The 26,775-nt window shown below is 51.7% G+C and carries 22 protein-coding genes; 15 read left to right on the top strand and 7 right to left on the bottom strand.

Annotated elements, in window-relative coordinates; genetic code table 11:
• Nucleotides 1–55: 55 nt before the first annotated feature.
• The 14 genes from GmarT_RS09550 to GmarT_RS09485 all read left to right on the top strand — a co-directional run bounded on the left by GmarT_RS09550 (nucleotide 56) and on the right by GmarT_RS09485 (nucleotide 19,206).
• Entirely contained in the window at nucleotides 56–2,608 is a 2,553-nt protein-coding gene (locus GmarT_RS09550; protein WP_002648391.1) for a DUF1549 and DUF1553 domain-containing protein, read from the top strand.
• A gap of 52 nt (nucleotides 2,609–2,660) precedes the next feature.
• Nucleotides 2,661–4,028: a DUF1501 domain-containing protein gene (locus GmarT_RS09545; protein ID WP_187782355.1), complete on the top strand. Its 1,368-nt coding sequence runs from the start codon at nucleotides 2,661–2,663 to the stop codon at nucleotides 4,026–4,028.
• A 550-nt stretch (nucleotides 4,029–4,578) separates the two neighbouring features.
• Nucleotides 4,579–5,559 (top strand): DUF1559 domain-containing protein, encoded by a 981-nt coding sequence (locus tag GmarT_RS09540; protein WP_002648393.1) that lies wholly within the window; start codon nucleotides 4,579–4,581, stop codon nucleotides 5,557–5,559.
• Nucleotides 5,560–5,747: 188 nt separating this feature from the next.
• Nucleotides 5,748–6,167 (top strand): hypothetical protein, encoded by a 420-nt coding sequence (locus tag GmarT_RS09535; protein WP_149302580.1) that lies wholly within the window; start codon nucleotides 5,748–5,750, stop codon nucleotides 6,165–6,167.
• A 137-nt stretch (nucleotides 6,168–6,304) separates the two neighbouring features.
• On the top strand, nucleotides 6,305–7,525 hold the full coding sequence (locus tag GmarT_RS09530) for an ROK family transcriptional regulator (RefSeq protein ID WP_002648396.1): 1,221 nt from the start codon (nucleotides 6,305–6,307) through the stop codon (nucleotides 7,523–7,525).
• Between the two features lie 25 nt (nucleotides 7,526–7,550).
• Nucleotides 7,551–8,324: an SDR family NAD(P)-dependent oxidoreductase gene (locus GmarT_RS09525; RefSeq protein WP_002648397.1), complete on the top strand. Its 774-nt coding sequence runs from the start codon at nucleotides 7,551–7,553 to the stop codon at nucleotides 8,322–8,324.
• Nucleotides 8,325–8,737: 413 nt separating this feature from the next.
• Complete coding sequence (locus tag GmarT_RS09520; protein WP_149302576.1) at nucleotides 8,738–11,233, top strand: hypothetical protein; 2,496 nt, start codon at nucleotides 8,738–8,740, stop codon at nucleotides 11,231–11,233.
• Between the two features lie 70 nt (nucleotides 11,234–11,303).
• The gene (locus GmarT_RS09515; protein WP_044239577.1) at nucleotides 11,304–12,155 is read left to right on the top strand and encodes an amidohydrolase family protein; all 852 of its coding nucleotides are present in this window, start codon (nucleotides 11,304–11,306) and stop codon (nucleotides 12,153–12,155) included.
• Nucleotides 12,156–12,195: 40 nt separating this feature from the next.
• Entirely contained in the window at nucleotides 12,196–13,299 is a 1,104-nt protein-coding gene (locus GmarT_RS09510) for a mandelate racemase/muconate lactonizing enzyme family protein (protein WP_002648400.1), read from the top strand.
• A complete protein-coding gene (locus tag GmarT_RS09505; protein WP_002648401.1) occupies nucleotides 13,292–14,023 on the top strand; it encodes an amidohydrolase family protein in 732 nt (243 codons plus the stop codon). The genes GmarT_RS09510 and GmarT_RS09505 overlap by 8 nt, the downstream gene beginning before the upstream one ends.
• Nucleotides 14,020–14,829, top strand: coding sequence for an amidohydrolase family protein (locus tag GmarT_RS09500; RefSeq protein WP_002648402.1), 810 nt, complete (start codon nucleotides 14,020–14,022; stop codon nucleotides 14,827–14,829). Before GmarT_RS09505 ends, GmarT_RS09500 begins: the two co-directional genes overlap by 4 nt.
• Nucleotides 14,830–14,840: 11 nt before the next feature.
• Nucleotides 14,841–16,682 (top strand): sodium:solute symporter family transporter, encoded by a 1,842-nt coding sequence (locus tag GmarT_RS09495; protein WP_198139442.1) that lies wholly within the window; start codon nucleotides 14,841–14,843, stop codon nucleotides 16,680–16,682.
• Between the two features lie 54 nt (nucleotides 16,683–16,736).
• Nucleotides 16,737–17,774 carry an AraD1 family protein gene (gene araD1 / locus GmarT_RS09490; protein WP_002648405.1) on the top strand — a complete coding sequence of 346 codons (1,038 nt, stop codon included), beginning with the start codon at nucleotides 16,737–16,739 and terminating at the stop codon, nucleotides 17,772–17,774.
• A 94-nt stretch (nucleotides 17,775–17,868) separates the two neighbouring features.
• Entirely contained in the window at nucleotides 17,869–19,206 is a 1,338-nt protein-coding gene (locus tag GmarT_RS09485) for a Kelch repeat-containing protein (protein ID WP_002648406.1), read from the top strand.
• Nucleotides 19,207–19,248: 42 nt separating this feature from the next.
• Here GmarT_RS09485 and GmarT_RS29455 read toward each other — a convergent pair whose 3' ends face one another.
• Complete coding sequence (locus GmarT_RS29455) at nucleotides 19,249–19,419, bottom strand: hypothetical protein (RefSeq protein ID WP_002648407.1); 171 nt, start codon at nucleotides 19,417–19,419, stop codon at nucleotides 19,249–19,251.
• A 715-nt stretch (nucleotides 19,420–20,134) separates the two neighbouring features.
• On the opposite strand from GmarT_RS29455, the gene GmarT_RS09480 reads away from it, so the two are divergent.
• Nucleotides 20,135–21,550 carry a cation:proton antiporter gene (locus tag GmarT_RS09480; protein WP_002648409.1) on the top strand — a complete coding sequence of 472 codons (1,416 nt, stop codon included), beginning with the start codon at nucleotides 20,135–20,137 and terminating at the stop codon, nucleotides 21,548–21,550.
• 17 nt (nucleotides 21,551–21,567) lie between these two features.
• Here GmarT_RS09480 and GmarT_RS09475 read toward each other — a convergent pair whose 3' ends face one another.
• The 6 genes from GmarT_RS09475 to GmarT_RS09450 all read right to left on the bottom strand — a co-directional run bounded on the left by GmarT_RS09475 (nucleotide 21,568) and on the right by GmarT_RS09450 (nucleotide 26,753).
• Nucleotides 21,568–22,068, bottom strand: a complete 501-nt coding sequence (locus GmarT_RS09475; protein WP_149302573.1) for a hypothetical protein — start codon at nucleotides 22,066–22,068, stop codon at nucleotides 21,568–21,570.
• A 56-nt stretch (nucleotides 22,069–22,124) separates the two neighbouring features.
• A complete protein-coding gene (locus GmarT_RS09470) occupies nucleotides 22,125–23,039 on the bottom strand; it encodes a hypothetical protein (protein ID WP_002648411.1) in 915 nt (304 codons plus the stop codon).
• Nucleotides 23,036–23,836, bottom strand: a complete 801-nt coding sequence (locus GmarT_RS09465) for a hypothetical protein (RefSeq protein WP_002648412.1) — start codon at nucleotides 23,834–23,836, stop codon at nucleotides 23,036–23,038. Before GmarT_RS09465 ends, GmarT_RS09470 begins: the two co-directional genes overlap by 4 nt.
• A gap of 73 nt (nucleotides 23,837–23,909) precedes the next feature.
• A complete protein-coding gene (locus GmarT_RS09460; protein ID WP_002648413.1) occupies nucleotides 23,910–25,046 on the bottom strand; it encodes a DUF2135 domain-containing protein in 1,137 nt (378 codons plus the stop codon).
• Nucleotides 25,047–25,051: 5 nt separating this feature from the next.
• A complete protein-coding gene (locus tag GmarT_RS09455; protein WP_230682346.1) occupies nucleotides 25,052–25,906 on the bottom strand; it encodes a MotA/TolQ/ExbB proton channel family protein in 855 nt (284 codons plus the stop codon).
• 70 nt (nucleotides 25,907–25,976) lie between these two features.
• On the bottom strand, nucleotides 25,977–26,753 hold the full coding sequence (locus GmarT_RS09450) for a GYF domain-containing protein (protein ID WP_002648415.1): 777 nt from the start codon (nucleotides 26,751–26,753) through the stop codon (nucleotides 25,977–25,979).
• Nucleotides 26,754–26,775 lie beyond the last annotated feature (22 nt).

Genomic DNA, 26,775 nt, shown 5'->3' with positions numbered 1-26,775 from the left:
CCAACAGTGAGCCGCATGCCGGGATCAAACATACTTAAAGAAAATCAAACCTGATATGATGATTATCTTAAAACAGATCAAAACAGAGAACAGTTTCCTCTACAGGAACAGCAGCATTGGCAAAGCCGTGCTCTGTCTGCTGTTGTCCCTCTGCGGGATACCCCAAGCCGCGACCGCCTCTGAAGCGGAACACAAACCGGCTGCGGAAATCCTGCCTGCTAAAATCTCCCCGCAGCAAACGGTCCGACTCAAGACGTGGCCCGAGAAAATTCATCTGCGCGGTCGAGACAGCCGACAGCAACTCCTGGTCACCGGTTTCGCCGACGACGAGAAAACCTTCGACCTCACGCGTGCTGTCAAATTCAAACTCAAAGATCCTCAATTGGCATCCGTGAATGAACTGGGTATCATCACTCCCGCAGCCTCCGGCAAAACTGAACTGCAAATCAGCTGGGGCAAACTCAAGCAGACCCTGCCCGTCGTCATTGAGCAGGGAGAAACATTTCTCCCGCTGAGTTTCGAAAACGATATTGCTCCGATTCTGACCCGACGCGGATGTAATGGCGGCGGCTGTCACGGAAAATCGGACGGCCGCGGCGGATTCCAGCTCTCCCTGTTCGGCTTTCAGCCGGAACAGGACTACGAATGGATCACCCGCGATATTCGGGGCCGGCGCATCTTCCCCGCCTCGCCTGACGACTCTCTGCTGCTTCGTAAAGCCACCATGAAAATTCCGCACGGTGGAGGCAAACGACTGGAAGAAGCCACACCGGAATACAACCGCTTAGTCCGCTGGATTGAAGCCAATACACCACACGGCCCGGCAGACACGCCGCAGATCGTCAAGCTAACCGTCGAACCTGCATTCGAATCTCTGGGCCACCATGATCAACAGCAGTTGACTGGCACAGCCCATTATTCGGATGGTTCCCGCCGCGATGTCACACCGCTGGTTGAATTTCGCTCAAAGGATACCTCTGTCGCCACGGTCGACGAACGGGGGCTCGTCACTTCCCTGGAACGAACCGGCGAAACCTCGGTGCTGGCTCTGTACCAGGGTCAAGTTTCCGTATCGAAAATTCTGGTCCCCTCCAACGAATCGCCCGATGCCTGGCCCGCGTTTCCTGTGACGAACTTCATCGACGAACATATTCAACGCAAACTGAAAGTCCTGGAGGTTCCCCCCTCTCCCCTCGCCGATGATGCCACATTCATCCGCAGAGCCACTCTGCAGATCGCCGGAAAACTACCGACGCTCGCTGAGGTCGAGACCTATACCCACAGCACCGATCCCCGCAAACGACAAAAGCTGATCGACCGCCTGGTTCACTCCGGCGACTACGCCGATCACTTCGCTCAGAAATGGTCGGATCTGCTGCGTAACAAACGCCGCGGACAACGCAACCGCGAGCCCGGCACGATCGCCTTTCACCGCTGGCTGCGAAATAAAATTGCCGCCAATGCTCCTTATGACGAACTGGTTCGCGGCGTATTGACGGCAACCGGAGATGTTTCGGTCAATCCGCCCGCGCAGTGGTACGCGGAAGTCCGTTATCTCGACCGGTATGTCGACGATATGGCCCAGGTCTTTTTAGGACTGCGAATCGGCTGTGCCCGCTGTCATCATCATCCGTTTGAGAAATACAGCCAGCAAGATTACTACGGTCTGGCTGCCTTCTTTTCCCGTGTGAACCGCACCGGCGGAACCGGCGTTGCCGAACGGCGTGCCAATGAAATGATCTCCGTTAAACAGACCGGTCAGGTCAAACATCCGGTCACGGGTGAAGTCGTCCCCCCGCACGGGTTGGGCGGTCCCGATCTGGAAATTGCTCCTTTCGATGATCCGCGCCACTATCTGGTTGACTGGATGGCCGAAAAACAGAATCCCTATTTTGCCCGGGCCTTTGTGAACCGGATGTGGGCTCATTTCTTTGGACGCGGCCTCGTTCATCCACTGGATGATCTGCGGGTCACCAACCCCGCTTCCAACGAACCCCTGCTGGAAGAGCTGGCACAGGAATTTACCCGGTCTGGCTACGACATGCGACATATCGTCAAACTGATCTGCACCAGCAGTACCTACCAGATCGGTTCTGAAGCGAATGAAATCAACCTTGAAGAGACGCAGAATTATGCGCGCTTCTATCCGCAACGGCTCTCCGCCGAGATTCTGCTGGATGCCATCGACGATGTCACCGACACGCCGACCCGCTACAGTGGGCTTCCCAAAGCAACACGGGCATTGCAGTTGCCCGACGAAGGTTATTCCAACCAGTTCCTGACGCTGTTCGGTCGTCCGAAACGCGAGAGTGCCTGTGAATGCGAGCGGGTTTCTGAACCCAACCTGTCACAGTCGCTGTTTGTAATGAATAACAGCTTCATCCTCTCCAAAGCGATGGGCGGCTATGCATCCTCTCTGGCGAAAGAGAAAAAGACAGAGGAAAGAAAAGTCAGAGAACTGTTCCTGAAAAGCTTATCGCGTGAACCGACTGATCGCGAAATGAAAAATGCACTGGCCTACCTCGCCAGCGAAAAAGACAAGCAGGCTGCGTTTGGTAACCTGATCTGGACGCTGCTCAATACCAAAGAATTCCTTTTCGTTCATTAATCAACCACACACGTTACGATTTTGAACAGAGAATAGAATCATGAATGAAGAAATGAATCAACAATGTTCCGGCCCTATGGGTCGTCGCGAGTTTCTGAAAATTGGTGGCCTCGGTCTGGGCGCCCTGTCAGGCGGTCTGGATCCGAACCTGACAAGACTGCTGGCAGGCGAAACACAGCACGCCAGTCCGAACAAGGACTTTTCGGTGATTCTGCTCTGGGCCAACGGCGGCCCCAGTCACATCGACACCTTCGATATGAAACCGCTGGCTCCCACCGAATACCGCGGCGATTTCAGTCCCATCAAGACCAATGTCCCGGGAATGGAGATCAGTGAACTGTTGCCGAACCTGGCGAAAATGGCGGACAAATTTTCCATCGTCCGCAGCCTGCATCATAACCGCAACGAACATTCGGGCGGCACCTGTCGACTGCTCTCCGGTTACACCCCGACGGCTGCCAACCCGGGAGATGCCGAGTATCCCGAAATCGGTTCGGTTGTGGCCAGCCATCTGGAAAATCAGGTACGCGACATTCCCCTGTTTATCGCCAACACGAAATTTTATGGCGGAGGGCCGGCGTACCTGGGGCCCGCTTACAGTCCCTTCATGTTCAGCGGCGATCCGAACAGTTCCAAGTTCTCGGTAAATAATCTTTCGGTCAACCAGTCGGCGGCGGACGCTCTGAAAAAACGCAATCAGCTGCTGAGCCAGTTCGATACCTTTCGGCGGGAACTGGACAAGAGCGGTTCGATGGCGGCACTGGACAAGTTCAACAATCGGGCACTCTCCATGCTGACCAGCGACCGGACGAGCAAAGCCTTCGACCTCTCCTCCGAACCGGATGAACTCCGCGATGAATATGGGCGAACAACCTGGGGACAGGGCTTACTGCTGGCTCGTCGCCTGGTGGAATCGGGAGTCCGACTGGTGCAACTGCAGGCCAGCTTCCGTCTCTCGAAAAAAGCAGGACGCACCAGCAACTGGGACGACCACTCCGTCAACGCCGACATTTTCCAGGCCTACCGGGAACGCATGCCGGTCTTCGACCAGGCAGTTCCGGCCCTGATTAACGACCTGCATCGCCGCGGCCTGGATCAGAATGTGCTGTTCATTTTCTGTGGTGAATTTGGACGTACCCCCAAAGTTCGCCATCAGGATAAAACCAAACGCCCGGGCCGCGATCACTGGTGCCGGGCCATGAGTATCTTTCTGGCTGGAGGCGGTTTGAAGATGGGTCAGACGATCGGTGCGACCAACCCCAAAGGCGAACATCCCGTGGACCGCGTCATGAACAGTAACGATTTACTGGCCACGATCTATCAGAAATTCGGCATCGATACGTCCCAGGCCTTCCACGATAACACAGGCCGCCCGATCCCGATCCTGACCGATGGAAAACCGATTCCAGAGCTGCTGTAAAAGCGGGTTACCGATTTTATTAATCGGAATCCGTTCCGTTAGCCACAGGCTGAGTCCGTTCTGATAGATTGCTGAATTTTCCAAGCCGTTCGTTGCTCTCAAATAAGAGGCAAAACGAACCCCTCTCTTTCAGACGGGACCACATGTTCCCTGCTGCAACACAATCCCCGCATAGATGACCTCACCCTTAACACACCCACCCACCCACTCCAACACACATATTATATTTACACATCACAACTTTAACCAGACACGCCTGAATATAAACACCGGGACCCAAAAGGTTCTACCAGCCTGCAACACGCCCCTCTCTTACATTTAAAGAGTCAGTCGCCACTCTATAAAACAGGCATACAAACTAATAACACTCATTCTTCAAGCGCCTGACTGCCGAGAATTTATTGAAATCCTTACATTTCTGATTGACATCGCATCAACATTCATTTAACTTAACACACTTAAACTTAAAGCGCATTATATATCCCACTAAAGAATAGTATGTTTCCACCCCCTTCTTATACTGTTCTCTATACATTCAAAGGAAAAAGTCATGAAGATGCGTTTTTCGAGAGTCCGTGGTTTTACGCTGATTGAGCTGCTCGTCGTTATCGCTATCATCGCCATTCTGATTGCTCTCTTACTGCCAGCGGTTCAACAAGCCAGAGAAGCTGCCCGCAGAAGCACCTGCAAAAACAACATGAAGCAGTTGGGGCTGGCAATCCACAACTATCACGATACCCACTCTCAGTTCCCTCCACTCTGCATCTCGACCCAGGCTGGCAGCCCCAATGGTTGCTCGGGATTCGGTGCCCCCAACATCAGCGGCCTGACTCTCATGCTGCCTTATCTCGATCAAGCCCCTCTCTATAACGAGTACAATTTTGCAATTGGTCAGTCTGACCCGGGCGGTTCCATCAACTCAACACAAATGAGTACCAACATACCGGCCTTACTCTGCCCGTCTGACCCCAACCAGACCGTGCAGATGATCGGGGCCTGCCTCAAGTTCCCCTTCCCTGCGGGGAACCATAATGGCGGGACCAACTATGTATTCGCCGTCGGCGCCGGTGCCTGGCAGTTTTATACGGGTGGCACTCCCAGTGCGACACTGGGGCTGACGGGTATCTTCCTGGTGAATGGGAACAAACGGGCTCGCGATGTCACCGATGGCACATCCAATACCGTTGCCATGGGAGAAGTGCTCTGGGTAATCAATCATGATGGCAATCCAGGTAACGGCCAGGGAAAACCTTCCTGGTCCAACGGCTTCGGTACTCAGATCGGCTATTCATCAACAGGCGGAATCAACTTTCAGTGGGAACAGTTTGGTGCAGATTGCCACGGACCGAATGTCACGCAAGGTGCACCTTGTGGAGGTGCTCGTCCCGCTGCGCTGCAAAGCAAGCATGTCGGCGGATGCCACGCGCTGTTTGCCGACGGGTCGGTCCATTTCCTTTCAGAAAACATTGACCAGACAACCCTGGACAACCTCACCATGCGTGCAGACGGCGAAGTGATTGGCGAGTATTAATCGACACTGTGCTGATCAGGCTGATGGTCGCCATTACTGAAAAAGGAAAGAGCAGGCGACATCAGCCGGAACAGGACATCTGCGACACGACCGATTACTCTCAGTAAAGAAGTATCACTCTGCACCCACAATCATCCTCTGATCCTTTAACAATCATCCTCTGATCCTTTAAATTGAAAGGGACTCTGGTGAGATTCTATTTCCATATGACTGGCGTCTGTGTTTTAAGTTTTATTTTGTCGGGATGCAGTAATTCATCAGGAATACCAGCTCCGACCAGAGCTGTCGTCACAGGCGAGATCAAGTTTAACGACAAACCCATCCAGAGTGGACAGATCACCTTTCTCCCCACAAAGGGGCCGGTTGCCATGGGTCCGGTCTCGGAAGGTACCTATCGAATTGACTGGAAAGGCGGCGTTCCAGTAGGTGAATGCAAAGTAGAAATTTTGGGATACGAAGAGACTGGCAAAGAAATCATTGTCGGCGCTGGAGGAAAAACAGAAAAAGAAACCCGTCAAGTCCTGCCTGCGAAATACAATACAGAATCAACATTAAGCGTGACCGTTGAAGAGGGACAGGAAAACCAGTGTGATTTTGACCTCAAATAGCGATTTCAATTTGTTTAAACTACATTATGCCTTATCATTTCTGTATTGTTTGTACTCAATCAGCCATCAGAGCATAATCAGACCACTCGATCTTTCAGAATCCTGCTCATGCTGTCCCAAAACAGGTTTTCTTCTCCGTGAAAAAAAGTAACAACTTCAAGCTACACAAACTTGTCAACAACCGTATCCCTTCTGAAATCCTGGGATGTATCAGGAAATGGGGGCCCATTTCACGCGCGCGACTGGCAGAAAACTGTGGTGTTTCCCGGCCCGCCATTACCCGAACCGTATCCGCCTTACTCCAGCAGGAACTGCTGGTCGAAACGGCACTCTCCGATTCTAAAGGCCCGCGCAGGAAAGACGGGCTGGTACTGAACCCTGAGGCAGGCTATTGCATTGCCATCGCCTATACCGTAGAGGGACTCAATGTCATTGCGATGGATACCTCGTATACGGTAGTCGCTGAGACCAGTCGCTGGGTGGACCTGCACCCGATGACCGAAGAGGAACGACTGCAGACCATCTTTGAAAGCGTAGATGATATCCTCGCTCAAACCCGGGACCTGAAAGGGCACTGCCTCGGCCTGGCAGTGGCTGATCCCGGTGTGATCGACCATGAAGCCGGAATCGCAAAATGGTCGTCGATCCTCCAGCACTGGCACAACGTTCCCATTGTGGATATTTTCCAGAAGCGATTCCAACTGCCGGTCCTGCTGCTGAATGGTGCCTCGACTTATATCCGCGCCATCGACCGACTGGAAATGCGCGAACAATCCGAAAACATGTTTTTCGTCCAGTTCGGAGCCGGTATCGGCTGCTGTTTTAAGCTGGGAGGAATTTATATTTCCGGGAATGCAATGCTCGCAGGTGAATTTGGTCACTGGAAAGTTACAGACGAACCTGTGCAGTGCCGCTGTGGCGGCGTGGGGTGCCTCGAAGCAGTCGCCGCTTTACCCGCCATCGCCAACAATGCCCGGGCAGCGCTGCAACATGGAAGCGAGAGTGTACTGGCCGATCTGGAATCCTTCACTGGCTATGATGTGCTTGACGCCGCCGCTCAAGGGGATCGGCTTTCTTTTCGGATTGTCTGCGAAGCATTCGACCAACTGGGACAGGCGATCGGCGGATTAATCAACACACTCGCGCCGGAAGTCGTCCTGATTGAAGAAGTCGTCGGTCGTGCCGGACCGGATGCCGTCGCTTCCTTATTCCAGTCAATCAAACGAAACATTCTGCCTTCGCATTCTGAGCACCTCAGCCTGCGCATCAGCACCGTCGAATCACAACTGGCACGCATTGCCTGCCTTGGTGCCGCAGTCACCACCCTGGATACCTGTTTTGAATATGACTCCAATTGAGCAACACAACTTTTAAGGCATTGAGATGGATCTGGAACACAAAGTTGCACTTGTAACTGGCGCGGGACAGGGAATTGGAAAAGGGTGCGCAATTCAGCTGGCAAAACAGGGGGCTGACCTGATCTTAAATGATCGTCCGGGATCGCCGACAGTCCAGCAGACTGCCCTCGAAATTAAGGAACTGGGCCGGCAATGTACGGTCCTGGAAGCAGATGTGTTTTCGCGTGAATCCAGTTTGCAGCTCGTTGCGGATGCAATCGCCTGGAAATCGCAGATCGATATTTTAGTCAGCAACCCGGCATTGACCCATCACGCCGACTTTCTTGAATTCGACATTGACCGCTTTGAACAAATCATCCAAAGCACCCTGATCAGCGGCTTTGTCATGAGCCAGCAGATTGCCAAACAGATGGTCAAACAACAGACAGGCGGAAAAATCATTTTCATCTCCAGTGTGCATGCTGAAATGCCCGTGGCGCGATCCATCGCCTATGGCGCCGCAAAAGCAGGCTTGAATCACATGGCTGAAACCATGGCCGTGGAACTGGCGCGCCACCACATTAATGTGAATGTGATCGAACCCGGCTGGATTGATACACCGGGCGAACGCACCCTGTTCTCTGAGGAATACATCCAGGAACAAGCGACTAAGCTGCCACTCGGTCGCCTCGGGACTCCTGATGATATCGGCAGCACCGTCGCGTTCCTCGCCTCATCCTCCGCAGACTACATCACGGGAGCCATCCTGCGCGTCGATGGCGGTTTTGTTCACAAACACTGTCGCGCAGAGAAATCTTAACAAAACAGTACAGAACGGGCCGCCCTGATTCGCAAGCGCATTCGGGAATCTCGAGCCAGACAAACAGTCCCCTGAGACTTCACACAGGTTAACTGTAACTTGCGATCAGCTGGAACACTTATGCCTGCGTCACGTCTCGCCCGGCCAGAGGTACGTGTTTAAAATGCCGGTATTTTAAACTGTGCTCCCCAATAAAAATGTCTGATATACGAGTCGCATCAAGCCACAGGATTCACAAACAACGACACTGATTAATAAATCTTACCACGCACCAACAAATTTAACCCACAAAACATTGACAAACACCTTAACCGCATTTAAATTAACAAATGTAAATTAAAAGACCGTAATATACCCATATGCCGCAACACGAATACACTTAAGGCCACCACCAAAACACAAGGATCAATACTGTGTCCTCTTGCAATTCTCTCAGAGTTCCCCTCTACACTGCCGCACTTATTGTCCTGATGTTTGTGACTTTGAATGCCAGTACAAAGGCAGCAGAAAAGCAGGTCAGCCAGCCCTTTCGCTCCGTATTGAGAGAACCCCTGCCTGAAGAGTCACTGAGCTATAAAGTCGATTCGGTCGGCATCCATCTCAAAGGCCCTGTGTTTGAATATCTGGTTGATCCAAATACCGGCTGCATTACCAATCTTGAGGTCCGTCGCGACGACGAGAAAGTCATTCAGCTCAGTGAACCCGTTGATCTGATTCTGGATGATTACCGGTTGAGCGCAAAACAGAATAGCGGTAAGACCGTACTGGAATTCAAAAGTCAGCATCAGGTCATCCTGAAAACAACCGGACTCCTGAAACCACAGGCGAACAACAGCAGCGCGATCCCTTATACTCTTCAGTCAACTTTTTTTGATGATGGTGTCGTCGTATCGAATGTAACGCTGCAGCCGAAGCAGGATCTGGTCATCCATCGAAACGTAAGTAGCCGCCTGTCAGCGAAGGGGAAATTCCACAGCTATCTGCATAAACGCCGAGATCAACATGGAATGGGCTCGCAAAGTGGCTCATTGCCCCCCACGGGAAAAGCACTGCCCCTGACAACTCTCACCTCGTGCCTCGAAGTATTCAGCCCTGAAGCGGCTCTGGCCCTGTTTACCGACAGTGGTGCCACACATCTTTCTAAAGCCGGCCTGCCGACAGCGGCATTAAACATCACTGAAAATGACGGTGTCACTGCAGATGTGGTGCTGGAGCAGAACATCATCAACATCAGCGAAGGGGCAAAGCCCTATCTTATTAAATCCGGAGAAGAATTGACGTTCCGCACGGGACTCAGCCTGGCACCGAATCGGGTGCCCCACCCGCGCAACAGCGGCCTGCGAATGTTTACCTGGGCCGGGGATCAAAAGCATCCTTACCCGACGCATCAGGAAATTCTGGACGCGGCACGGCTGGGATTTACCCTGTTTCAAATGCATCGTCCGGGAACTCCCGGCAAACCGCGGCCTCCTGCCGGTGAGATGAAGCGTGTCATTCAACAGGTCCACGATGCGGGCATGTTGTTCATCTGGTGCACCATGGCAGACATGATGTATGAGAGTTCGGAGGGGGTCCAGAAAATGCGGGAGCAGAATCAGTGGAAGCTCTGGCAGGGGTTTAACTACGGCGGCCACTACCAGCCGCACATGGACTCGTATTGTAATATGACCGCTACCTGTCTCTCCTCTCCCAATGGACTGGCCGAATATCGTCTGAAAACCATTTCCGAAATGCTGGATAAATTCGCCGTTGATGGCATCTATGTTGATGACAATCTGGCTTATCCCAGTTGTCCGTTGCACCAGGAACATCAGCACCCGCATCCCGTCTACGACAGCCTGATTGAACTGCATGAGGTCAGCTGGCGACGCCGCAAGCTCATGATGGAAAAATGCCCACACGTAGTCTTGATTGATCATTGTACCACTGCCATGGTGCTGCCTGTCATGAGTGCCTTCGACATGCACCTGTATGGCGAAGGTTATGGCTCTACTTCACTGGAAAACTACTGGAACTTCTTTGGAATCACCAAAAGCCTGAACGGGCAAGGCTGTCTCTGGCCGGGAGATGACGAAAACACACGGACTTCTGCAGCCATTGTGTATAACTACGATCTGCTCACAGGGGGCGGCCAGTACAGCTACCTCGACTGGCGACTGTATCCGAAAAAATTCCCGTATGCAAAAGGGGTTGCAGACGAAGAGTCGCTCTATATCCGCACCTACAGCACCGCGCAGGCAAACTTTGGAATTTATGAATCGCAGCCCTATATTTTCGCAGAATCGGGGAAACAGTTTTCCACATCCACACCACAAACCTACGCGACCATCTATCGAAATCGAACATGGAATGACTATCTGATTCCCATTGCAAATATGTCATCGGAATCTCAAACAACCTCACTGGAGATCCATCAGCCGGAAGCGATCAAAGTCAAACAGGACCAGAACTATCTGGTGTTTGATGTCAATCAGCATACCAGTAAAATCGCATCGGGAGCTGATGTATCTTCCACTTTATCCAATCTGGAGATTCCGGGGGGCAGTCTCAGACTCCTGTATCTTCGACCTGTTTCAGACTCGCATCCAATGCACCTCTGGGGAGGGAAACGTCTTTCAGAGTCATGGGATGCCGCTCAAAAATCACTGCGATTCGAAATCGATGGTCCCCCCGGTTTGCAGGAGACGATTTATATCGCCAACTGCCGACAACCCGCTTTGAAAGTGCTCGTCAATGGGCAACCGGCCGCGTTTGCCTTGGATGCGTCACAGGGAATCGCCTTTGGTACCGTGACCTTTACTGAAACGCCTCTGCAGTTAGAAGTCATCGTCGAAACAGAAAAAGAATCCAGCCTGCCGTTAGAGAAGATTAAGCCGGACCAGCTCTTTCTGCATCAGCATCAGAAATGATTGGCATTCGTCAGTCTGTTTTCATAGATTTGATATGTTCTGTCAGTGGCCATCAGGGGAAGAAACTAAGATGATTATCGATGTTCACAGTCATGCCTGGAAATTTCCGGACCACTTCAACGACGATTTTCGTCTGCAGGCGGCACGACGGGCCAAGGCGGGCGTGGAACTCGATTTGACTGTCGAATACGAGGCCTACCGGAATACTGCTCCCGCAGAAACACGCACCATTGTTTTCGGAGGTAAGGCGCGGTTGAGCGGCCTCTGGGTGGATGACCGGTATGTGGCCGATTATGTCAATGCACACCCGGAGACTCTCATCGGTTACATGTCGCTGGATCCGACGCAAGCCGGCTGGCAGGATGAAATGCGAGAGGGATACGAAGTTTTAGGACTAAAGGGTATCAAATTACTGTCCATGTATGCTGGTTTTCGTCCAGATGACAGGCTTCTGGATCCGCTCTGGGAATTTGCCACTCAAAATAAACTGCCGGTCCTGTTACATACCGGCACCACCTTTGTGGCTCAGGCGCCGCTGGATTGCACCTTGCCAATACACATCGATCGGGTGGCGATCCGGTTTCCGGAAGTTAGAATCGTGATGGCACACCTCTCTCATCCTTATGAAGGGGAATCCGTCGTTGTGATTCGCAAACACCCCCACGTTTATGCCGATATCAGCGCACTCCATTATCGCCCGTTTCAGCTGTACCACAGCCTCATGCTCGTGCAGGAATACGGCGTGTGGGATAAACTGCTGTTTGGTTCGGACTATCCTTTTACTACAGTCAACGCATCCATTGAAGGTTTGCGAAATCTCAATCTGATGCTGGAAGGAACAGCCCTGCCCCGGCTCGATACCGAGCAGATTGAATCATTGCTTTTTCGTAATGCCCTGCCGCTTCTGGGGCTGGAAGACTGACCTGCCCCGTTTAATAGATCCCCGCTTGAAAGCTCACTGCATGCCATTTCAGATTACAAAAGTAGAAGCCAGAATCGCAAACTATTCGCTGCACCAGGATCGTGTTATCATCACCAGCCTGGGAATCCATGACCGCTCCCGTTACCTCATCATCACCCTGACGGATGAACTGGAAAACCAGGGATTCGGTGAAGCGGCAACTGTCATGATCTGGAGCGGAGAAGCAGCCGAGACCGGGTTATGGATTGTCCAAAATCGAATTACACCTCTCTTAACAGGCAGCCACTATGATCATCCGAGTGAGATCCTGACAATTCTGGATCGCGCTCTGCAGGGAAACCCGTTCCTGAAAGCCAGTATCGATATCGCCGCCTGGGACTTATGGGCCCGACGCCAGGAAAAACCAGTCAGCGCGCTGATCGGCGATCGGAAACCTGTGGAATCGGTTCCCACCCGGTTCAGTATTGGCGCTTATTCCGTGGAAGATACCGTGCGGCTGGCAGTCGAATCGTGGGAAGCGGGCATCCGAACATTGAAAATCAAAACGGGAGTACCAGGCCTGGATGATGTCGCCCGCCTGAAAGCGGTTCGGGAGCGACTGGGTAAGGAACCGATTTTGACCATTGATGCCAACGGTGCTTATCAAACGGAAGACCAGGCAGTCGCCGCGATTGAGGAACTACTGCCATTTAACCTGGCGCTTGTTGAACAACCGACGCCCCGGGATCGGATCGGCATGATGGCCCGTGTGAAACAACGTGTGGATGTTCCGATCCTGGCCGACGAAAGCATCTTCACACCGGGAGAACTGGCAGAAGCTCTGGACTGCGACGCCATGGATCTGCTCTCGTTGTACCCGGGAAAAAATGGGGGCTTCACGAATTCACTAAAGATGGCTCAAACGGCTCAGAATGCAGGCAAGTATTGCGTGATCGGCTCGAATATGGAAACCGACCTCGGTCAGGCCGCCATGGTCTGTCTGGCAGCCAGTCTGACCGCATTTCCTGTTGAGGAATATGCTTCGGATCTGATGACAGGGATGATTTACACAGCCTCTTCGACGTCTCCCGCACTGGAATTAAACAACGGTCGCCTGTTGACTCCTCTCGGCACCGGATTTGGAGTGGAGCCGCTTCATGACTAAACTGACGATCGTTGACTCACATGTCCTGTTAGGGACCGAAGATCATCTGTCTTTAACACCTGATGATCTCTTGAGACGGATGGATCTGAATGGTGTCGAAACCGCGATTGCCAGACCGATGGGCGCAGAGTTGATTGTCCGCAACCGTGAAGGTAACGATACCATCCTGAAGGCGCATCCCCGCATTAAGGCAATGGTCAGCGTCAATCCCTGGTGGGGACCGGAATTTTGCCTTGAAGAACTGCAGCGCTGCCGCGACCAGGGAGCCGTCGGCCTGTTTCTGAATCCGGCCCGTCAGGGATTTTTCCCGACCGATTCCCGGATTACCCCGTTATTGGAACTGGCCGAAGAATTTCAATGGCCCGTGATGTTTCATACGGGAACCTATATCTATGCCGATGTGTTATCCGTGCTGGAACGGGCACGCCAGTTTCCTGCGCTGAATTTCATCGCCGGCTTCGGTGGTTTTGCCGATATGTGGTTCGAGCTGCCCGGAGTTTTCAGTGCGACGGAAAATCTCTATCTGGATACGTCCCTGCTCTGGGGGGAAGCCGTTCAGGGTATTCTCGAGAGTTCCGGCGCTTCACGGTTGTTGTTCGCCAGTGCCGAGCCGCGCAATTCCATCCAGGTGGTGCTTAAAGTTCTGGAACGACTCGCTTTGCCCGAAACACAGCGGGAATCCATTCTGTCCGGCAACGCGAAGAGGATTTTTCACCTGACATGAGCATTATTGATTTCCATACACATCTGGATGAAGCCTGGCTGGGAAACTCACTCATGAACAGTGAAGATTTCATCGCAGGCCTCGATAAAACTGGCGTGGACATCGCCTGCATTTTTACAATGCAGGGTTTTTACGAAGATTGCCCCCGGCACAATGACTTATTGTTGAAACGGGCCGACCGTTATCCGGATCGACTGATTCCCTTCGTCACCGTCGATCCCAAACAGGGCGCACAGGCCGTCAAAGAGACAGAACGCTGTCTGTCGAACCCCCGCTTTCGGGGCATGAAATTTCATTCCTGGATTCAATCGTTTGCCCCGTCCATGGTCAAAGAAACGATGATTGACATCCTGCACTGCGCTGCCGAGCATAAAGTTCCCGTGTTGTTTCATGACGGCACGCCCCCTTATGCCACTACATTTCAAATTGCCGATCTGGCCAGACAGGTTCCCGAAGCAGATATTGTATTAGGACACGTCGGCCTCGCCGATTATGTTTATCCGGCCGGGCAGTTGCTGCGGGACATTCCTAATTTATATGCCTGTTTATGCGGACCGCGCTGTGGAGATCTGCAGTATCTGATCCAGGAAGCGGGCAGTCACAAAATTTTATTTGGCAGCGATTTCGGAATTGCTGAATGGCTCCTGCTCGCAGAGCGCCTCGATAACGTTTATGCAGCGGACCTGTCTCCGGACGATTTGCATCATGTCCTGTATCAGAACGCAGCCCGACTCTTAAAGCTGGATCAAAGCCCGCTGTCTGCCGCCGACGCCACATCAATCGTTCCGAAAGGTGATCTCACATGAGGAGTGAATTGTTGGCAAGCGTCTCATTCTCACTGGAACTTGCAGACTGGCTGGTATTGGGACTCTACCTGATTTCCATGCTGGCTGTGGGAATTTACTTCTCGAAACGGGCTTCGCAGTCAGCCGATGGATTTCTGATTGCGGATCGGAACCTGCCCTGGTGGGTGATCGGTTTTTCCAATGTGTCCACCTACTCTGATGCCGGGGGCGCCTGGGTCTGGATCTTTTTCTTCGGCGGATTCATGTACTTGAATAAGATCGCCTGGATTTCGTGGTCCATCTGGATGCCGCTGGTCTGTATTTTCTGGGCTAAAATGTGGCGCCGCAGTCAACTGGTGACAACCGGAGAGTTGATCGAATTTCGCTATAGCGGCAAGGTAGCCGGCTGGTTTCGCGGCTTCTATGGCGCTTATGCCTGTCTGGTCTGGGCCGTTGTTCTGCTGGGATACGGTGCCTCCATGACCGCACAGCTGCTGGCGCCTCTGGTCGGCTGGGACATTTTAACCATCACGCTGATATTTGGCGGTATCACTCTGGCTTACACTTTAATGAGTGGGTTGATCGGTGCCGCCTATAACGATGTGCCGCAGTTCTTTATCTTTTTTATCGCCTCGTTTGTGATCCTTTATTTTGGAATTCAGGAGTTCGGCAGCTATGAGAGCATTGTTGAACGCGCACTCACTCAACGACCGGCTGATTTCTGGCAGATCATTCCCCCTTCCTCCGGTGACAATTCCTTCATCGACCCGGTCACGCTGATTGCCATTATCATTATGGGACTGTTCATGGCCGGGAGTCCTTTTGCGGGGGAAGGCTGGGCGGCACAGCGATTCCTTGCGGCACGAAATGAACGGCACGCCGTACTCGGACAGATGTTTAACGCTCTGCTCAGTCTCGTAATCCGCATGCTGCCGATCCTGCCTTTGGGTCTCCTGGCGATCGCCCTCTATCCGGCAGTCGATCCGGCCCAACCTGATGCAATGCTGCTTCCGTCTGGACAGGAAATTCCGTCAGTCGAAGTCTGGGGGCACATGGTGGCACGCTATGGCGATAAAGCCCCCGGGTTTATCGGACTGTTGCTGGCAGCGGTCCTCGCCGGTTATATGTCGACGGTCGACACCTTACTGCAATGGGGATCTGCCTTCATTATTAATGATCTATACCGCCGTCACATACGACCGGAGCAAAGCCAGCAGGAATACATCTGGGTGACCCGTCTCGTCATGATTCTGATGATGATTCTGGCAACCGGTCTCGCGCTTTCGATTCAGGAAATTGGAAACTGGGTGCTGTTCATCAATGCGGCGATGATTATTCCGGCGTTACCGTTGTCCTGGTTGAGATGGTTCTGGTGGCGATTTAATGTCTGGGGCGAAATCTTTGCCATCATGATCTCGGCCCCCCTGGCGTACCTGGTCTGGTTTGTCTGGGAAATCCGCGAACCATTCTGGTACCCTGCCGGGATTTTATTCAGTGTGGGGTTAGTAGGGAGCATCTGCTTGGCCTTCCTGGCCAAACCGAAGTCCGATGACCATCTCAAGCGGTTTTACTTGCAGGTACAGCCCCCCGGACTCTGGGGTCGGATAAGGTCTGAACTCGAGCAGGAAGGATTGATTCAAACTTCCACTCAGAAACAGGAATTCCGCCTGGACCTGCTTGCGGCCATCGGAGGAATTGCCTTATGCCTGTCGGCTACATTTGCCTTGTTTTCAGCCTCCCTGTTACAGTGGACGAAAGTCGGTATGTTACTGCCGGTCATTCTGCTTTCAGGAGTTTTATTTTATGTTCCCTGGTTAAAAAGCAATCAACTGGCCGCCCGCGTTGCCGCGGATTTAAAACAGGTTCCCGATTAACCGAATCACAAGCCACGAAGACCGAACCAAATCCAAGCCTGAGAAAGAAAACCCATGCGAGTCGTCCAATTTATGATCCCCGGACAAGGCCGTCGGCTTGGCGTGATCGAAGAGGAAACAGTCATCGATCTGACCTCCAGCGATTCCAGTCTGACGAGTGTATACGCTGCGTTTCAAACCGCGTTTGCAAAGCAGATCTCTTTCACCCGGTTTCAGAAAGAAGCAGCAACTGCTCCGGGGAATACGCGATACTCTTACTCCGATTTACTGGAGGGGACGCCTGGAGAAGACAGCGCATACCTCTTGCCGCCCGTCGATCACCCGGACCCCCATTGCCTGCTGGTAACGGGAACCGGATTGACACATACCGGCAGTATGCAGTCTCGCGATCAGATGCACGCGCATGCAGAGGATGCCAGCCAGACGGATTCGGCCAAAATGTTTGCCATGGGACTCGCGGGGGGAAAACCGTCATCGGGAAAACGGGGCGTCTCTCCGGAATGGTTTTACAAAGGGAACGGCACCATACTCCGCGGTCAGCGAGACCGGTTAGACATTCCCGGCTTTGCGCTGGACGGTGGTGAAGAGCCGGAAATTGTCGGCTGTTATGTGATTGCCCCTGATGGAACTCCCCGTCGTCTCGGTTTTGTCCTGGGAAACGAGTGGTCTGATCACGAGACGGAAACCATCAATTATCTCTACCTGGCCCCTTCCAAATTACGAACCTGTGCGATCGGTCCAGAGCTGAATACCGACTTTGACTTTGTTGATTTGACCATCCGCTGCACGGTCCGCCGCGAAGGAAAGATTATCTATGAAAGCGGCGACCTTAAAACAGGCGCTGAGTTCATGTGCCATTCGCTGGAGAACTGCGAAGATCATCATTTCAAATATCCTCAGCATCGACAGCCCGGCGATGTCCATTTGCATTTTCTGGGAACCAGTAAACTGAGCCATTCGACACGCAACTGGAAATACGAAACCGGGGATGAAATCAGAATTGAAGCCCCGGGGTTCAGCAGCCCACTGGTGAATACGGTTCTGAAAAACGTTCATTCGGATACGCTGCCGATTAAGGTGGAACCTGCCTGACGTCCCGTAATGACATTTTACACGGTCGCAAAAACGGAACGCATCATTCACAAATCATTTTTGTCCCTTTGAATCATTGACCTTGAGGAAAACCATGCTCCGAACCACTCTGCCGTTGATTGCGTTACTCGCTGTCTGTTATCCAGTCGGTCTCCAGGAAATCAGAGCCGATGAAATCAAAATTCTCGCACCGGCAGAACTAACTCCGCTTGCTGCAGAAAGTCTGCACCGGATCCGCTGGCAGACAGATTCATCCCCGGCTTCCGAATCCCAGCTGACTCTTTCCAGTTCCTTCGATCAGGGACAAAGCTGGATTCCGATCAAACAACTGACCGCTTCCGAATCAGAATATCTGTGGGAGATTCCCAATCAACCGGGAAAAACCTGCCTGCTGCGTCTGCAGACCGCGGACGGCAAACAGCAGTCAACTGTTTCTCTCAAAATCGTACCATGCCGTAAAGTGACGAATTACGAATGGAATAACATTACCATGAAAGCCCCCTTCGCATTCCGCGACGGTGCCGGCGCCCTGGTCTACAAGGATAAAATGTGGCTGCTGGGTGGCTGGAATCCACAAGATAAAACCTACTTCCCGCGCATCTGCAATAATGAAGTCTGGAATTCAACTGACGGCATGCACTGGAACCTGATCAAAGAAAACACGTACCTCGATAAAAACTTCGATCCCCTACAGGACTGGGAAGGCCGTCACACAGCCGGGTACACCGTTTTTCAAAACAAAATGTGGATCGTGGGAGGCGATGCAAATCAGGGACATTATCAGAGCGACGTCTGGAATTCGACGGACGGAAAAACCTGGAATCGCCTCAGCCCCCAGGCGCCCCCCTGGGCACCGCGGGCCCTGCATTACACGTTGACATTCAAAGATAAAATCTGGGTCATCGGCGGACAGACCATGCCCGCCTTCGCTCCTGCAGACGAAATCTTTTACCGTGATCAGTGGAATTCCACTGACGGCATTCACTGGAAAGAGGTGAAACCGAAAGAGCCCTGCTGGTCGGCACGCGGCATGATCGGCGGTAATGTCGTCTTCAAGGATCGCATGTGGATTCTGGGAGGGGGAACCTACGATACACCGACCACCCCCACGCGCGAATTCTATAACGATGTCTGGAGTTCTGCCGACGGAGTCACCTGGAAGGAACATACTGCGGCGGCCCCCTGGTTCCCTCGACAGTATCACGATGTGGCTGTGTTTGATGGTCGCATGTGGGTCATGGAAGGTTACAACGGACAGGGTGGCAACCGAAACGATGTCTGGTATTCAGACGACGGCGTAAACTGGTATGAACTGCCGAATACTCCCTGGAACCCTCGCCACGCCGCCAGCGTTTTCGTATTTGACGATGCACTCTGGATGGTCACCGGCAATAATTTCCAATCAGACGTCTGGAAACTCACGCGAAAATAATTGCGAGGGAATCCTTTCTGAGAAAGATTCCAATTTCATAAATCACTTACCGGCAGGAACCTCGATGTCCAGTGTTTGATCCTGGTCCTGAAACTGCTGCTTGAGTTGATAATCAGAAAACAGTGTTTTCCCCTGCAGAAAGGTTTTCGCGCCGTCGTCGGACTCGAAAGGAACGCCGTCGAAAATCGCGGCAAACAGCAGATGCACCTGCACGACAAAGACGGCTTGCAGCTGCCCCCCTTAACGTGTTCCCTGATCAGATTTACTGTGAGAACGGACCTGAATTCACGACAGGTCGAGTTCGTGACTGACTTCGCAGAATTGCATTGAAAACTTTGTTCATTGCCCCCGAAACGCATCCGCTCCCGATCGTCCTGAGCTTTGTCACGCCATTCGGAATGATTCGATGTCACCGCAGGTACGCCTCAAAGCGGTTCATGATTTCGCTGGGCGTGACTGGCGTGATACTGTATGCATCCATGCCAATTATTTTATATCTTGTGGTTGTTGCAGCTTCAGGTGCCCGGGGTGTCCGGTGAGCGAATGAGTAGCGCTAACGAGCAGGATAATGGAGGTTGTTCCGCCCTCTAATCCTTGCGATACACATCCTGGGACACCTGCCCTCACATCACTGAAATCGGCGCGGAGAGTCTGCGCAGAATCAGCGTTCGCCGCTTAAATACAAATCGACGGGGACCGATTTGTGGTCTCCAGCAGCAGGGAGAAGAAAAAATCCAGAAAAATTCGCAACTGGTTAGACACGGGTGGGACGCGATGTTAAGTTGGGGAACGATTCAGGGCATGGTAAAGCCCTCCCGCTTCCTCAGCACGAGGTGGTTTTGGCATCCACTCAGCCTGGTGGACGATCACCCCTCGCAACAAAGGCCTGCCCCTTTTTCTTCCGGGCGAATTATGGATAATAATGGCTATGAATTTCTTCGATATTGCCGGCATCCTCGTGGCCCTCGCAGCGGCCTTCGCATACATTAACCACAAACTGCTCAAGCTGCCGACAACGGTAGGCCTGATGCTGCTGGCCATGCTGCATGCAGTCGCCCTGCTGCTGATTGATCGGATCGTACCGGGGGTGAGCGTGCTCACCGCGGCCGAGACACTCATCGGCTCGATCGACTTCGACCAGACGCTGATGCAGGGCATGCTCGGTTACCTGCTCTTTGCCGGGGCGTTGCATGTGAATCTCAACGACCTTAAGAAACAAACCGCGGTCATTGTCCTGCTGGCGACCATCGGTGTCCTCGCAACGACGTTCATCGTCGGCGGGCTCACCTGGGTCATCACCGGCTGGCTCGGCATCGAGGTCCGCTTCATCTACTGCCTGATCTTCGGCTCGATCGTCGCCCCCACCGACCCGATCGCGGTCCTGGGGATCTTCAAGAGTCTCGGTGCTCCCAAGTCGCTGGAGACCAAGATCGCAGGCGAGTCGCTGTTTAATGATGGCGTGGGCGTGGTGGTGTTTATTGCGCTCCTGGGCATCGCGGGGTTGGGCGGACATGGTGAGTCGCCTGCAGACATAAATCAGCCAGATGAGTCCAATCGCGTCGTTCAGCAGAGCGAACAAGAGCATGCGCACGATGTTCAAGCAGGCAGCGAGGTGACGGAGACGAACGCAAGCGACGTCGCGAAGCTCTTTGCCCTCGAAGCCGGCGGCGGAATTGCGCTGGGCTTTGTGCTGGGTCTGCTCGCGTTCTTGATGTTACGATCCATTGATCACTACGCGACGGAGATTTTGATTTCGCTGGCGATGGTGACGGGCGGGTATGCACTGGCGATGAAGCTGCATCTGTCGGGGCCGTTGGCGATGGTGGTCGCGGGGCTGATCCTGGGGAACCATGGCAGAACGCTGGCGATGTCTGACAAAACACGCGAGCACCTGGACACTTTCTGGGAGCTGGTGGACGAACTTCTGAACGCGGTGCTGTTTGTGCTGATCGGGCTGGAGGTCCTGGTGTTGTCGTTCCAGGAGAAATATCTGCTGGCCGGGGCGCTGGCAATCCCCGCGGTGCTGCTGGCGCGGTTCCTCTCCGTGGGCACGGTAATAACCGCCCTGAAGAAGGCGACCGGCCGGGAATTCACACCCCACGCAATCAAGGTCATGACCTGGGGCGGCCTGCGCGGCGGGATCAGTGTGGCCCTCGCCCTCTCGCTCAAGGAAGAGATCCACGCTCGGCAATCGCAGTACGACAACGTCGGCGAACTCGTCCTGACCATGACCTACGTCGTCGTCGCCTTCTCAATCCTCGTCGGCGGCCTGACTATCGGCCCCATGCTGAGCCGACTGGGCCTCACGGGGCAAGGCAAAACAGACGCCCCAGAGGGGAACTAAAACGGGGGTAGCAAACTTTATTTGTCCCTGTATGACTCAAAGTCCGAGAACCCCTCAGCCAGCAGTGTCTGGAGCTGGTCTGGGGTTGCTGACACACAGGCCTCCCCAAATATTTCTCGAGCAGAACTCAGCAGCGCAGGCCTGGTGACAATCGCCCGCGAATCCTCCATTGCTGCCTGAATGGCAAATCCAGCTGTATTACTGATTTCATAGATAAGATCAACCATGCTGGATGAATTTGAGTAGACGTTCAGAGCGAGCGAAGTGCACTCTTCCTGGCAAAACAGCTCGGAAGCATTGATCTCAGCATGCCCTCCATCCGGCAGTTGGAGCGTTGCACTACCGTTTGCATCGACCTCGGTCCCCAGCTCAACAAGTCGTTTCCGGATCAGTTCCGCGACCGCCGCATCCATCGGGGCCATTACAGGCACCTCCATGAGTTGGCCTGTAAACGGGTTGGGCCGGGAGTTTGTTTTGCCCGTCCTGCTGCAACTGAGTAGAAAGACATCGAAGCTCATAGCGTTCCTTTCAATTGAAGCGTACATTTGCTGTTCAATGGTGAGCTTTCTGATGCCTATTGAACATTTTTAGCATTTTGAGCAGGACCGATATACACTTTTTGATCTGACGTGTATGGTTCCAGCCGGTATTCAAATCCTTTTTTAACCATCAGGTTTTTTAAAACTGCAAATTGTTCAAACGAATCGGGAGAGACAAAAACAGCGATGTAGTGCTGATCAGGATTAAAGTCAGACAGTCGTTTTTCAAGTGCTTCCTGAACGGAGTTGTCGTCTGAAGAAATCTTTATGCCTGCCGAGGGAACAGGTTCAATATAATCCCCTTGCAGGCCCGTTTTCTCAACGACTTCATTCGTGTTGGGAACGTATATGCCTTCTCCCATCTTTCGTGCGTAAGAAGAGAAATATTGCTTGTGCAGAAAAAACACCATTTCGTTTTTGTCAGTTTTTCGCAACTTCGGCAGTTTGGCAGTCTGAGATCGCGATTCAACTTCCAGTCGGAGTTTGCTTTGCAGAGAAGAATATTTCTCTTTAGCACTGGCGAGCGCGTCAGCACTTTGTTTTGACTCGGCGGCAACTCTGTTGATCAGTACCTGATCTTCACTGATATTACTTAGTGTCTGCTCTTTACTTTCAGCCAGACGGGTTACTTCTGCGTTGAGTTGCGTCCAGTTACGAATAAGATTTTTCGTGTCAGGATCGACAAATTGTTTTTCAATGCTTTGCTGCTGCTCGATTACATGCTGCAGTTTCTGGATTCGATCCTGTGATTTCTGCAACTCAAGCTGCATTTCCATGAGTTCAGTCTGTGCTATCTCATCGGGAGGCCTGCTCCGGGCAGAATCGCTGGACATGTTGATCAGGATTACTACCAGGATCGAAATAAACAATACCCCCCCAAAGGTATTGCAAATGGTATCTAATAATAATTCGAGGCTGCTGCCGTTATTATCCCGTCTTACTCGACTCATTCCAGCCCACTCCCAGCGCCTGTTTGAGGATCGATGGCACTCTGGTTTGCAGAGAGTAAATCAAAGCCTACATCATAATTCTTTTCTTTGAGTTTAGGCAGGATGGAATTAAACTGCTCGATACCATCCGGTTTAATCAATAAAACAAAATACTGAGTTCCCGGATTTCTGCCTGTTAGCCAGTCCTCGAAGCCATTCACATCAGAAAAATGAAACGGCACCTGAGTTTTTCCCATTTCAGCCACACTGATGTTGCCTGCAGTGAGTTCAACAAGCCAGGGGGTTTTTGACGAGCCTTCAGCAGAATTAAAAATAACACGATTTTCCTGTTTCATTTTCTCGAGTTGTTCGTTCATACTCTGGATCTGCTGATGTATCTCCTCGATTGTCTTCTGTTCTGTTCTAAGCTGGTCTTGTTGTTCGACTGCTTTATTTTTCACAAGTTCGGTTTTCTTTTGATCCTCAGCAATGCTCTCATTTTCTGTATGTAAGACTTCAGTGAGCTTGGTAAGCTGACTGATTTGAGTCTGTAAATGAGAGGGGGAAAATCGAGTCAGATCTGCCAACTGGGTCTTGCCAGCATTAAACTGTTTTTCCAGATCTTCGACTTCACCGACAGTTGCTTTGAGTTGGGAAATAATCTCACTGGTTCTTTCCCGGGGAGACTCTTCCTGGCGTTCCATCATTTCCAGAGAGAGAATCAATGTAATCAGAATCATGATGCCCGTTACAGACATGATGATGTCTTGAAACACAAAAAGTGAAAATGCCGATTTATTTCTGCCACGTCGAGACATTTCGAATCTCTATCTTCTAATCCACTTTTTAAACGATCATTAATATGCGATATGCTCAAGTATGTATAAATAATTATCGAGATAAATTATCGATCAATACAGGAGGATCACCATAATTGAGGGTTCCTGAAAACTGCCTGCTTTTTCCGCCCACCATAATCCTGACTGTATACTTCGTGGGATCGGGAGATCCGTGCCGACTGTAATGATGGACGAAGACCTTGTAGATTCCTTTACGCATGTTTCTGGGAGGCCAGTAAATATTTTCCACCGGCTGTAATGATTCGCCACGTACATTCATGTCGACATCCAGTTCTCCGCCATCTGCGGAATGCTTGTGATCAAATGAAATTCTTTCACCAGTGGGGCATAATACATGCAGGTCCAAATCATTTCTGTTATTCCAGATCAGGGAAATCTGAACATCACCGGTTTTAGCTCCCTCTCGTTCAAGACGTTTATTGATTTCCTGATTATTTCCAGTGATGTTCTCATTGCCGGGGCTGGCTACAGAAAGTCGACTGGCAGTGAGCAGACCGGATGCCGGTGGTTCTTTGTTGGTCGTTCCATTCTGCTTTTCAGGTGGTTTTGACTCAAGCGACGTTTCCTGTGAAATCGACTCTGGCGTTTCAGCTTCTGGATTCGGGTCTACCTTGCTCTCCTGACTCTGGGCCGATTCTGCAATCGATGGCATCGTATCGCCGGTCGCGCCGTTTCCCTCTGGGCTTTGTCCCCCTGCTGTTTCCGCTTCCTGGAGTTGTGAGGCGGGTGAACTGGCAACGGTTTCCGGCTGTGTCGGATCTTCCCATAAAAAGAGTACCAGCAACAAAAGCAACAGCAGGAGAAGTCCCCCTGCCAGCATGCTGATAATTACATTTTTATGACGTCGATTCCGATTGGTTACCGGCAAAGGGGGGATCTTTGTTTCATGCGTTGTTTCGTCAATGAACTCGACTATTTCAGAACTGGTGGATGATTGCTGTTGGGCTGCACGCGGTTCTAATAAGGATGAAAGATTGATTTTGGAACGTGTCAGTCTTTCTTTTGAAAACAGTTCACGAACGGAATCCGCACGAAGCCAGACGCTGTCTGTACTGTTTTTTACCTGCGCGCCTGGCGCGAGCTTCCCCTGATTCTTCAAGAAGATCAATTCATCCAATGAATATGGACCATATTCATTCTCGTCGGATTTAAAATACCAACTGCTCATCTCGCTCAATTGTCATTCTGATTTTCAAAAGGCATGATGCGAAGTTTATTGACGATGTTTGTGATGCAGTATTCTGAGCAGGAATCGAGGAATTCTTCTTCCGATTTCTTCAGGAAGGTGAGGATCAACTGAATAAAGAGTGCTGCAATCAATGCCTGTAACGTCGTCTCGAATGCAGTTGCCAGTCCACCAGTTACTCCCTGTAATGATGTTTTGATCTGACTGAGTTCTTCACTGGTCTGCAGAACTTTTCCAAAACCGCCAATCGCCTGAGAAAGTCCCAAAACCGTTCCTATAAACCCTAGAACGGGGATCGCCCAGATAAATCCGCTTAAGAGGGAGTAACTGGTTTCCATGGAAGACTCGTCATGTACTGCCTGCGAACGGAGGATTTCGTCGACATCAGTGACTCGCCCCAGATTTCGCAAATTAGAGAGAGCAATAATAATCCGATTGAACAGCACAAAGTGCCTGGGGTCATCAACACACTCATAAATATTGTCGATTACGGTATCCACAGTGGTTGACGACAACACGAAACTCGCATCGGAGGGAACGACAATGTAAGCCAGACTCTTCTTTTGCAGGGAGAGTTTACGGTACTTGATGAACAGAATTGACAAGGACCATAATGAGAAAAAGCAGATCAGATAAGGAATGAAACCACGTCTGGTAAACATTTCTGCGAAAAATGTTCCTTCCAGCGGAATGAGTAGCGCATAGAAAATAACGGTGAGTATTCCCCCTGATAGAATGGAGAGTAGAGTATTGACGCGTGTGTACCTTCCCCCTTTAAATGCAAGTCGTTGTTCAATATCCTGACGCGACCAGGAAAGGGGAACTTCAGTAGTAATAGCCAACGATCCTCCCAGAATATTTTCTATTGTTACGCTCAAGGTGCCGAATGATCGAGTGAAGACTATGGTTGTACTACGAACTCGCTGCCATGATGCCAATCAGCATAAAAATGGCAAGCACAACGATCACTATCAAACAGACAAAAATGACCCCATACCCCAGCAGCAGGCCAGCGATCGCCATTCCGCGACCGCTGAGTCTTCCTCCCGCCTGTTTGATTTGTTTGAGAGCGACATGACCAAAAATGACAGCCAGAATGCTCCCTAATAAAAATATGATGTTGAAGCCGACCAGTCCCAGAACCAGGCTGGCCACCGCCATGGGGGCTGTTCGTGTGAATTCTGACTCGCCGACTTGATTCACACCAGCAGCTTCTACGATTGGCTGAGTCACTATTTGAGGAGTTGAATATAAGCCCGGGATGTCGCTGCTTAATTCCCAATCCTGCATGCCTTCCTGGCATACATAATCATTCGGTTTAAGTTTACCTGCTGACGCAAGGGATTGGAGTTCCGAGAACGAAACCGGTCCCTGACGTTCCGAACCTTGTGAGTAGTACCAGTTTTTCTGTTCATTGTCAGAAATTTCCGCCAGTTCGTATGACTCAGAGAGCTGATCTTCGGTTTCAGTTTCAGAGACCACCTCCACTTCCTGTTTCTTACGAACTTTGGGTTGTGCAGAAGCAGGAAACAAGTCAGGTCGTGAAGAAGCACGACTCCAATTAATCCCGTCTTCGGAAATTTCATTATGTCGACCAAACCGTCCACGATGTGCCTGGACTCGAATCTGCTCCGCAGTAAGAGGTCCTTTTACATTTCCGCGAATTCGTATAAATAATTGATCTGACAAAGTATTAACCCTTGTTGTAATT

The organism is Gimesia maris, from assembly GCF_008298035.1.
In the GTDB taxonomy this organism is placed as follows: domain Bacteria; phylum Planctomycetota; class Planctomycetia; order Planctomycetales; family Planctomycetaceae; genus Gimesia; species Gimesia maris.
This window is presented reverse-complemented; position numbering and strand designations above follow the sequence as displayed.

Bases quoted from the DNA above. Each gene is read 5' to 3' on its own strand.
- GmarT_RS09550 (WP_002648391.1), top strand. From the start codon at position 56: ATGATGATTATCTTAAAACAGATCAAAACAGAGAACAGTTTCCTCTAC.
- GmarT_RS09545 (WP_187782355.1), top strand. From the start codon at position 2,661: ATGAATCAACAATGTTCCGGCCCTATGGGTCGTCGCGAGTTTCTGAAA.
- GmarT_RS09540 (WP_002648393.1), top strand. From the start codon at position 4,579: ATGAAGATGCGTTTTTCGAGAGTCCGTGGTTTTACGCTGATTGAGCTG.
- GmarT_RS09525 (WP_002648397.1), top strand. From the start codon at position 7,551: ATGGATCTGGAACACAAAGTTGCACTTGTAACTGGCGCGGGACAGGGA.
- GmarT_RS09515 (WP_044239577.1), top strand. From the start codon at position 11,304: ATGATTATCGATGTTCACAGTCATGCCTGGAAATTTCCGGACCACTTC.
- GmarT_RS09510 (WP_002648400.1), top strand. From the start codon at position 12,196: ATGCCATTTCAGATTACAAAAGTAGAAGCCAGAATCGCAAACTATTCG.
- GmarT_RS09505 (WP_002648401.1), top strand. From the start codon at position 13,292: ATGACTAAACTGACGATCGTTGACTCACATGTCCTGTTAGGGACCGAA.
- GmarT_RS09500 (WP_002648402.1), top strand. From the start codon at position 14,020: ATGAGCATTATTGATTTCCATACACATCTGGATGAAGCCTGGCTGGGA.
- araD1 (WP_002648405.1), top strand. From the start codon at position 16,737: ATGCGAGTCGTCCAATTTATGATCCCCGGACAAGGCCGTCGGCTTGGC.
- GmarT_RS09485 (WP_002648406.1), top strand. From the start codon at position 17,869: ATGCTCCGAACCACTCTGCCGTTGATTGCGTTACTCGCTGTCTGTTAT.
- GmarT_RS09480 (WP_002648409.1), top strand. From the start codon at position 20,135: ATGAATTTCTTCGATATTGCCGGCATCCTCGTGGCCCTCGCAGCGGCC.
- GmarT_RS09475 (WP_149302573.1), bottom strand. From the start codon at position 22,068: ATGAGCTTCGATGTCTTTCTACTCAGTTGCAGCAGGACGGGCAAAACA.
- GmarT_RS09470 (WP_002648411.1), bottom strand. From the start codon at position 23,039: ATGAGTCGAGTAAGACGGGATAATAACGGCAGCAGCCTCGAATTATTA.
- GmarT_RS09465 (WP_002648412.1), bottom strand. From the start codon at position 23,836: ATGTCTCGACGTGGCAGAAATAAATCGGCATTTTCACTTTTTGTGTTT.
- GmarT_RS09460 (WP_002648413.1), bottom strand. From the start codon at position 25,046: ATGAGCAGTTGGTATTTTAAATCCGACGAGAATGAATATGGTCCATAT.